This window comes from Curtobacterium flaccumfaciens (genome assembly GCF_018598405.1).
Taxonomy (GTDB): domain Bacteria; phylum Actinomycetota; class Actinomycetes; order Actinomycetales; family Microbacteriaceae; genus Curtobacterium; species Curtobacterium aurantiacum.
On sequence record NZ_JAHEWS010000004.1, the window covers coordinates 177,136 to 185,823 of the forward strand.

The following is an 8,688-nucleotide window of genomic DNA, read 5'->3' on the forward strand; positions in this document are numbered from 1 at the left end:
GCTGGCATGAGCGTCGGTGAACCGGACAACGCGCAGGCCCTGCGGTTGCATCGCCGCTGCCATACTGACGGCGTGACGATGGTGCAGCCCGTCATCGGGCGTGAGCGGGAGCGCGCGGCCCTCCGGGATGCCGTCAGCGACGTCGCCAACGGTGGCTCCGCGTTCGTGGTCGACGGCGAAGCGGGAATCGGCAAGTCATCGCTCGTCACGGACCTGCTCGAGTACGCGGACACCCGTGGCGTGCGAGCGATCACGACCACCGGCACCCTGGCGGAGTCCGCGGAGCCGTACGCCGCGCTCCACATGCTCCTGTACCCGTTGCGCGCCGGCATCGCGAACCTGCCGGCACCGCAGCGACGTGCGCTCGACGTCGCGTTCGGTGTGGCGACGGGAGTGCAGCCGTCGCCGCTGCTCGCCGGCCTCGCCGCGCTGACGTTGCTCTCCGACGCCGCGGCCGAACGTCCGCTCCTGGTCGTCGCCGAGGACCTGCACTGGATGGATGCGTCGTCCGAGTGGGCGCTCCGCATGATGGCCCGTCGTGTCGGTGAGGACCCGGTCGTCATCGTCATGACGACGCGGAACACCGGCATGGTTGAGACGCCGGGCATCCGGCGCCTGCACCTCGGCCCGCTCGACGAACCGGCTGCCGACGAACTGCTCGACGGGATCTCCGGAGCACCCACGGGGCAGGCTCGACGCGACCTCGTGCTGCGCGCCGAGGGCAACCCGCTCGCACTGCACGAGCTCGGTCGGTCGGCCGCGGCGGTGGACCGCACGCGGGAACGCCCGGTCGTGGGCCGGGTCGAGCAGGAGTTCGCCGCTCGGTACACGGAGCTGGACCAGTCCGTCCGGTTGGCCATCCTCGCCGTGGCGCTGTCCGGCGGCACCAGCCCCGAGGAGGCCGCCCGCGTCGCTGCCCGTGCCATCGGCCGGTTCCCGACGCCGACCTGGACGGAGCAGGCCTCGGCGTCGTCGCTCCTCGAGTGGGTCCCACCGCGTGCGATCCGGTTCCGGCACCCACTCGTGCAGTCGGCCGTCCTCCTGGCGGCGTCGCCGTCGGAACGCACCGCGGTGCTGCGGTCGCTCGTGCTCGAACACCAGGACGACCCGGCGCGGACGATCTGGTGGCGCGCCGAGCTCGCCACCGGGCACGACGATCCCCTCGCCGACGAGATCGCCGCGCTCGGTGCGGGACGGACCGCGATGTCCGACACATTCGTCGCGAGCCGGGCCTACGAGCGTGCCGCCGAACTGACCTCGGACGTGGTCGGCCGTGTCGAGCGGCGCATCGTCGCTGCGGAACTCGCCGGACTGTCAGGCCGGACGTCCGAAGCGTCGCTGCTGGTGCAGCGAGCCCGCGACGAGGCACCCGACCGGCTGCGTGCTGCGCGTGCGGCGTGGATCGCCGAGACCCTCCCCACCGGGCGGACGGGCCTGGCTGTCGGCGACCTCGGTCCGGCGCTCCACGCCGTCTCCGAGATGCAGGCGGCCGGTGCCGTCGAGCACGCCACTGATGCACTGCTGCACCTCGCCGCGCTCGCGTGGGACCACACCTCCGAAGCGGACCCGGGCGACCCGATGCTCGTCGTCGTCGAAGCCCTCGCGCTGCCCGAGGACGACCCGCGGTCGCTCCTGCTCGCGGCCCGGACCGAACCGGTGGCGCGTGGCGATCGTGTCCGGGAACTCGCGCTGGCAGCGGCGCCGACTGCCCAGGACGAAGCGTCGGCGTGGCTCCTCGGCTACGCACTGAACCTGGTGGGCGAGATCGACACGGCCCGTGTCCTGCTCGATCGTGCCCTCGCGAGCATGCGGGCGCGCGGCGAGCTGCGGACGTTCCCGCAGGCGCTCATGGGGACCTCCATGACCACCTACCTGGCCGGCGACGTCGCCAGGGCCCGGGTCCTCGCGGAACAGGCCGCATCCCTCGGCCGTGACCTCGGCGACGCGGGCTTCTCCACAGCGGCACGGTGCGCGCTCGCCTGGTTCGATGCGCTCGAGGGCGAGTACCCCGACGCCGAGCGGATCGCCGGCGGGACCGCCGCCGGCGCGCAGGTGCTCCGTTCGAGTGCGATGCGCGCCACCCTCCTCGGTGCGACGGGGTTGGCGCACCTGCTCTCCGGCCGGGCAGCGGACGCGCTCGGACCCCTGCGACGCCTGTTCGAGCCCGACGACGACGCCTTCAACCCGTCCTTCGCCGTCCTGACCTCCCACGACTACGTCGACGCCGCACTGGAGTCCGGCAACCGGCCGGACGCCGAGCAGCGGCTCCGGGAACTCGAGCGGCTCCACGCACGCTGGCACGCCCCCATGGTGCGGGCCGCCGTGGACTACGCCCGGACCGCGCTCCTCCCCGACGACGACCTCGAAGCGACCTGGGCGACCCTGCAGCACGAGCGCTGGCCGATCCCGTACGTGCAGGCCCGAGCGCTCCTCCGACTCGGTCGCCGTCTGCGTCGTCTGAACCGCAGCACCACCGCGCGCGCCGTCCTGCACGCCGCCCTGGACCTGTTCGAGGCGATGCCCGCTCCGACCTGGGAAGAGCGGACGCGGGACGCCATCCGTGCCACGGGCGAGCGCCTGCCGACGACCGGGCAGCGCAGCATCGAGCTGCTCACCCCGCAGGAGCTCCGCGTCTGCACGCTCGCGGCCCAGGGCCTGAGCAACCGCGCCATCGGCGAACACCTCTTCGTCTCGCCCCGGACGGTGGGCGCCCACCTGTACGCGGCGTTCCAGAAGCTCGGCGTCTCGACCCGGCAGCAGCTGCCGTCGGTGCTGACGCCCGAGGCGACAGCGGCGACCAAAGCGACAGCAGCGAGAGCAGCGAAAGCAGCGACCGAAGCGACAGCTGCCGCCGACTAGGTCACCCGGCAGCACATCTCGGTCACCACGACCGATGTGCACCGCTGGTCCCCGCCCCTAGCGTCTCGGACGGGAGCACACGCTCCCACGACCGACGCAGGTCCGCGGCGCCGGCTGCGGCCCAGGAAGGACCGCACCGTGACCGGATCCCCCACCATCGTCCTCGTCCACGGAGCCTTCGCCGACGCCGCCAGCTGGGCGCCCGTCACGAAGCTCCTCCTCGAACAGGGCCACAGGGTCCTCGTCCCGCCGGTGTTCAACCGCAGCCTGTCCGGCGACGCGGCCTACATCAAGTCCTTCGTCGAGCAGATCGACGGACCGGTCCTGCTGGCCGGGCACTCCTACGGCGGCGCGGTCCTCACCGTCGCCGGCGTCGCCGAGAACGTCGTCGGCCTCGTCTTCGTCGCGGCGTACGCACTCGAGGAAGGCGAGAGCCTCGGCGCCCTCCAGGGCGGGTTCCCCGACAGCGACCTCGCCGCGAACCTCGTCTACGCGCCCTACCCCGTCGACGGCGCCGAGCCCGGCACCGACGTCTCCGTGGCCGTCGATGCCTTCCCCGCCGTCTTCGCGGGCGGCCTCGACGACGAGAAGGCCGCGGTGCTCGCGGTCTCGCAGCGTCCGCTGTCCGCCGTCGCCTTCGGTGAGCCCGCATCCGTCGCGGCGTGGAAGACCAAGCCGTCCTGGGGCATCGTCTCCAGCGCCGACCACACCATCAACCCGGACGTCGAGCGCTTCGGCTACCAGCGCGCCGGTGTCCGCAAGGTGATCGAGATCGACGGACCGCACCTGGTGATGCAGACGCACCCCACCGAGGTCGCGGCGTTCATCACCGACGCCATCGCCGAACTCGACTGACCACCCACCGACCACCACAACCGCACAACAGCCACAGGAGAGCAACCATGGGTTACGTGACCACCGACGACGGTGCAGAGATCTACTTCAAGGACTGGGGCAACGCCGACGCGCAGCCGATCGTCTTCCACCACGGCTGGCCGCTGTCCTCGGACGACTGGGACGCGCAGATGCTGTACTTCCTGGCCGAGGGCTTCCGGGTCATCGCGACCGACCGACGCGGCCACGGTCGTTCGTCGCAGATCGGCACCGGCCACGACATGGACCACTACGCCAGCGACGTGTCCGCAGTGGTCGAGCACCTCGACCTGCACGACGCCGTCCACATCGGCCACTCCACCGGCGGTGGCCAGGTCGCCCGCTACGTCGCCCGGTACGGGCAGCCCCAGGGCCGCGTCGCCAAGGCGGTCCTCGTGTCCGCCGTGCCGCCGCTGATGGTGAAGACCGACGCGAACCCCGAGGGCACCGACATCTCGGTCTTCGACGGCTTCCGCCAGGCACTCGCCGCCAACCGTGCTGAGTTCTTCCAAGCCGTCGCGTCTGGTCCGTTCTACGGCTTCAACCGTGACGGTGTGACGCCGTCGGAGCCGGTCATCGCGAACTGGTGGCGTCAGGGCATGACGGGCAGCGCCGTCGCGCACTACGAGGGCATCAAGGCGTTCTCCGAGACGGACCAGACCGACGACCTGCGCGCGATCACGGTGCCCGTCCTCGTCCTGCAGGGCGACGACGACCAGGTCGTGCCGTACCAGGACGCCGCGCTGAAGCAGGCCGAGCTCCTGGCCGACTCGACCCTGAAGATCTACGAGGGGTACCCGCACGGCATGCTGACGACCCACGCGGACGTCATCAACCCGGACATCCTCGCGTTCATCCGCGGCTGACGCTGCAGACGCGGCTGACGTCGCGCACGTTGCGGACGCAACGATCCTGACTGGAGGCGCGGTGCAGGTGAGTCGACGGACTCACCTGCACCGCGCCTCCAGTCCGTCACTCCGGCGTGAAGTGCGCACCGTTCGATGCTGTCGGACGAGACGACGTGTTAGGTTGTGCACAACCTAATGGAGTGCAACGTGAAAATGACCGGCTGGATCGACCTCGTGACCGGTGTCCTGCTCATCGCACACGGCACCGGCACGACTCGTCGGGCTCCCCTGCGCGCACGAGCCGAGCGGATGCGCCGCCGCGGGTTCGAGCCGGGCGTCCCGCACGCACTCGGCGTCCCGGCCCTGCAGGTCGTGTCCGGACTCGGCCTCGCCGCCGCTGCGGTCCGCCGTGCACCCGGAAGCGACCTGATCGGGACCGGCTCCGCCATCGCGGCGACCGCGCTCGGCGGGACGCGGTTCGCGGTCGATCTCGACGACGACACGGTGACGACCTCGACCGGCGCCGCTGCGGCACTCGCGCTCGCCGGTGGGCTGCATCTGGTCTCGTCGACGCGCGGCCGTCCGGTCGCCCTGCTCCTCACCGTCGGCGCCGCTGCTGCCGCGGTGACGTTCGAGGTCGCTCGACGCCGCGGGATCCTCCGCAGCCGCTGACGCGGACCACCCACTCCACCCGACCCGACCGAGAAAGGCACCATCCCGATGGCATCCCGCACCCCCGCAGTCCGCTCCACCCGCCCCCGGACCATCGTCCGCATCCTGTTCGGAGCCATGCTGACCTGGGCCGGCATCAGTCACCTCACGGTGGCGCGCGAGGAGTTCCAGGCGCAGGTGCCGAAGTTCGTGCCGCTGCCGACCGACGTCACGGTGATCGCGTCCGGCGTGGTCGAGATCTCACTCGGCGCTGCGCTGATGCTCCTGGCGCGTCGACAGGTGACCGTCGGGTGGGTCGTGGCGGTGTTCTTCCTCGCGGTCTTCCCCGGCAACATCGCGCAGTGGATGCACCACCGCGACGGGTTCGGCCTGGACACCGACACCAAGCGCTTCGTCCGCCTGCTGTTCCAGCCCGTGCTCATCGCCGTCTCGCTCTGGGCGACGAACGCCCTGCGCAAGCGCCGCTGAACCACAGGACATACGCGCCGCCGCGACCATGGGGCAGAATCGGCCCCATGAGCGGGGACGACATGGACCAGCCGCGTGTGGTCGCGGTCAGCAAGGACGGCGAGCACCGGTTCAGCAAGCCGTTGGTCGACGCGGTGACGCTCGTGGCGGGGTGGGGCATCGAGGGTGATGCCCACGCCGGCACGACGGTCCAGCACCGCTCCCGGGTCGCCCGTGACCCGTCGCAGCCGAACCTGCGGCAGGTCCACCTGCTCCACGCCGAGCTCTTCGCCGAGGTCGCCGAGGCCGGGTTCAGCGTCGAGCCGGGCCAGATGGGCGAGAACGTCACGACCAGCGGGATCGACCTGCTCGGGCTGCCCGAGGGTGCGGTCCTGCACCTCGGTGACGACGCCTCCGTCCGGGTCACCGGGCTGCGCAACCCGTGCCAGCAGATCAACGGCTTCGAGCCGGGGCTGCTCCGCGCGGTGCTCGGCCGCGCCGAGGACGGCACCGTCGAGCGCAAGGGCGGGGTGATGAGCGTCGTGCTCACCGGCGGCACGGTCCGGCCCGGCGACCGCATCCGGGTCGAGCTCCCCGACGGTGAACAGCGACCGCTCCAGCCCGTGTGACGACGCCAGGACCGCGCACGACCGGCACCGAAACGGTTGACTGATCCCATGCGACGCGTCCTGGTGCTCGGCGGAACCGGTTGGCTCGGACGAGCGATCGTCGGCGAGCTGTTGGCCGAGGGCGCCGACGTCAGCTGCGTCGCCAGGGGCACCACCGGCAGCGTCCCCGAGGGGGCGCGCTTCATCCAGGCGGATCGCAGCCTGCCAGGTGCCTACGAACCGGCCACCGGCGACTGGGACGAGGTCATCGAGCTCGCCCACGCCCCCGGACTCGTCGCCCCGGCGCTCGACGCCCTCGCCGACCGGGCCGCGCACTGGACCCTGGTGTCCACGGTCTCGGTGTACGCGGAGAACGACGAACCGGGCGCCGACGAGTCCGCCCGGCTGGTGGAGCCGACGGACCCGTCCGCCTTCGCCGACGCGAAGGTCCTCGCCGAACGGGCCACCCGGCTCCGCCTCGGTTCACGGCTGTGCATCGCGCGCCCCGGGTTGATCGCCGGGCCGGGCGACCCCAGTGACCGGTTCGGGTACTGGCCGGCACGATTCGACCGCGGTGGGCCGGTGCTCGTGCCGACGACGGCGGAGCGGTTCGTCCAGGTGATCGACGTCGCGGACCTCGCAGCCTGGCTCGTCCGGGCCGGGCGCGACGGGTTCGTCGGCACGGTCAACGCCGTGGGTGCGCCGATTCGGATGCGGGAGTTCTTCCGGTGCGTGGCCGAGGTCACCGGGTTCGACGACGAGCTCGTCGCGGCGGAAGACGACGTCCTGCTCGCGCACGACGTGGCCTACTGGGCCGGACCCACGTCGCTCCCCCTGTGGATCCCGGTGTCCGAGGGCGGATTCGCACAGCGCTCCACGCTGGCGTTCGCCGATGCCGGCGGCGTGACCCGACCCCTCCGGGACACGGTCGTGCGGATGCTCGAGGACGAGCGTGCGCGCGGGACGGATCGGGAACGCCGTGCCGGCCTCACCGCGGCAGCGGAACGCGCGGTCCTCGCCACCGTCCGGTAGCGAACGAGCAGCAGAACGGGCGGGTCAGGACGCGGCGTCGTCCGCTGCGGCGGCCTGCTCGTACAGACTCGTCGCCAGGTCGTTGAGCACCTCGTGCAGTTCTCCGCTGTGGGCACCGTCGACGGACCGGAGCATCGCGGCGTACCGCTCCCGGTAGTCCGACACGACGACATCGCCCGGGGGCAGCAACCGCAGCAGTGAGCCCCGGCGATCGGCCGGGTTCGGCGCGCGCTCGAGCAGACCGGCGGTGCTCATCCGGTCGATCATGTTCGTCACCGCGCCCGAGGTCAGGCCCAGGTACCCGGCGACCTCGGTCGGCGTGGAGTACCCGGTGTCACTGATGAGCACGAGGGCCCGCAGTGCGTTCTCGTGCACACCGGCACGGGCGCTCAGCTGACTCACCAGGCTCGCGTTCGCGCGCACGACGGCGGTGAACGCGGCCATCAGATCGGCTGCGTCGTCGCCGCTTCCTGCTGCTGCCACGAGGGCCTGCTTCCGTGTCGGGTGATGGGGGGACAAGGGCGTCCCCCGTACTGGGGCAAGTATACGAGTGGCCAACTTGGTCAACCGATGACTATCTTAATCATTGAAGCAAAACAGCCCCAAGGTCTTGCTTCCCAGACTTCCAGAACACCACCGAACGAAGAGGTACCCCGTGTCCACCAAGCCCCGCACCTCCGCACTGAAGCGGATCCGCTTCGCCCCCGTGGCACTCCTCGCCGGCATCTTCGCCGCCGTCCTGCTCTCCCTCTCGCTCACCGGCACCCTCTCCGGGTTCGCCGCGAGCATCACCAACAGCAGCAACACCGCCGGCAGCGGCACGCTGATCATGCAGGAGCAGAACGCCGGCGCGACCGTCACCTGCCTCAGCACCGACGGCGGTTCGGTCTCGACGAACTCGGCGACCTGCTCGACGATCAACAAGTTCGGCGGCAGCACGACGATGACCCCGGGCAACACGGTCAACACCGCGATCTCGATCAAGAACACCGGGACCGCGAACGCCAGCACCTTCACGCTCAACCCGGGCGCCACCTGCACCCAGTCGGCGAACGGTTCGGCCAACGGCACCGCGACCGACCTCTGCGCCAAGATGAACCTCGTCGTCACCTCCGGCTCGACCACCGTGTTCAGCGGCACCCTCGCCAGCTTCAAGGGCGCTCCTGCATCGGCCTTCACGATGCCGCAGGCCCCGGCCGCCGGCGGGAGCGTCCCCTTCAACTTCGCGGTGACCCTCGACTCCGCGGCCGGCAACACCTACCAGGGCCTCGCCGCCTCGGTCCCGATGACCTGGACCTTCACGGCTTGATCACGCCTGACCCCGCCTGATCCGACCCCCATCACCCCTC

The 8,688-nt window shown here is 71.3% G+C and carries 9 protein-coding genes; 8 read left to right on the plus strand and 1 reads right to left on the minus strand.

Annotated elements, in window-relative coordinates; all coding sequences use genetic code 11:
- Positions 1-6: 6 nt before the first annotated feature.
- The 7 genes from KK097_RS04345 (at position 7) to KK097_RS04375 (ending at position 7,339) form a co-directional block, all read left to right on the plus strand.
- Positions 7-2,859 (plus strand): helix-turn-helix transcriptional regulator, encoded by a 2,853-nt coding sequence (locus KK097_RS04345; RefSeq protein ID WP_214543816.1) that lies wholly within the window; start codon positions 7-9, stop codon positions 2,857-2,859.
- Between the two features lie 138 nt (positions 2,860-2,997).
- Positions 2,998-3,714 (plus strand): alpha/beta fold hydrolase, encoded by a 717-nt coding sequence (locus tag KK097_RS04350; protein WP_214543817.1) that lies wholly within the window; start codon positions 2,998-3,000, stop codon positions 3,712-3,714.
- Positions 3,715-3,761: 47 nt separating this feature from the next.
- A complete protein-coding gene (locus KK097_RS04355) occupies positions 3,762-4,598 on the plus strand; it encodes an alpha/beta fold hydrolase (protein ID WP_214543818.1) in 837 nt (278 codons plus the stop codon).
- Between the two features lie 195 nt (positions 4,599-4,793).
- The gene (locus tag KK097_RS04360; RefSeq protein WP_214543819.1) at positions 4,794-5,252 is read left to right on the plus strand and encodes a hypothetical protein; all 459 of its coding nucleotides are present in this window, start codon (positions 4,794-4,796) and stop codon (positions 5,250-5,252) included.
- 48 nt (positions 5,253-5,300) lie between these two features.
- A complete protein-coding gene (locus KK097_RS04365) occupies positions 5,301-5,720 on the plus strand; it encodes a DoxX family protein (protein ID WP_214543820.1) in 420 nt (139 codons plus the stop codon).
- Positions 5,721-5,767: 47 nt separating this feature from the next.
- Positions 5,768-6,328: an MOSC domain-containing protein gene (locus tag KK097_RS04370; RefSeq protein WP_250892929.1), complete on the plus strand. Its 561-nt coding sequence runs from the start codon at positions 5,768-5,770 to the stop codon at positions 6,326-6,328.
- Between the two features lie 48 nt (positions 6,329-6,376).
- Positions 6,377-7,339, plus strand: a complete 963-nt coding sequence (locus tag KK097_RS04375) for an NAD-dependent epimerase/dehydratase family protein (RefSeq protein ID WP_214543821.1) — start codon at positions 6,377-6,379, stop codon at positions 7,337-7,339.
- 24 nt (positions 7,340-7,363) lie between these two features.
- On the opposite strand, the gene KK097_RS18340 is transcribed toward KK097_RS04375, so the two are convergent.
- Positions 7,364-7,822 (minus strand): MarR family winged helix-turn-helix transcriptional regulator, encoded by a 459-nt coding sequence (locus KK097_RS18340; RefSeq protein WP_307858371.1) that lies wholly within the window; start codon positions 7,820-7,822, stop codon positions 7,364-7,366.
- A gap of 172 nt (positions 7,823-7,994) precedes the next feature.
- On the opposite strand from KK097_RS18340, the gene KK097_RS04385 reads away from it, so the two are divergent.
- Positions 7,995-8,648, plus strand: coding sequence for a COG1361 family protein (locus tag KK097_RS04385; protein WP_214543822.1), 654 nt, complete (start codon positions 7,995-7,997; stop codon positions 8,646-8,648).
- Positions 8,649-8,688 lie beyond the last annotated feature (40 nt).

What these genes read in the sequence shown, in the direction of transcription:
- KK097_RS04345 (WP_214543816.1), top strand. Translation starts at nt 7, where the DNA reads ATGAGCGTCGGTGAACCGGACAACGCGCAGGCCCTGCGGTTGCATCGC.
- KK097_RS04355 (WP_214543818.1), top strand. Translation starts at nt 3,762, where the DNA reads ATGGGTTACGTGACCACCGACGACGGTGCAGAGATCTACTTCAAGGAC.
- KK097_RS04375 (WP_214543821.1), top strand. Translation starts at nt 6,377, where the DNA reads ATGCGACGCGTCCTGGTGCTCGGCGGAACCGGTTGGCTCGGACGAGCG.
- KK097_RS04365 (WP_214543820.1), top strand. Translation starts at nt 5,301, where the DNA reads ATGGCATCCCGCACCCCCGCAGTCCGCTCCACCCGCCCCCGGACCATC.
- KK097_RS04370 (WP_250892929.1), top strand. Translation starts at nt 5,768, where the DNA reads ATGAGCGGGGACGACATGGACCAGCCGCGTGTGGTCGCGGTCAGCAAG.
- KK097_RS04360 (WP_214543819.1), top strand. Translation starts at nt 4,794, where the DNA reads ATGACCGGCTGGATCGACCTCGTGACCGGTGTCCTGCTCATCGCACAC.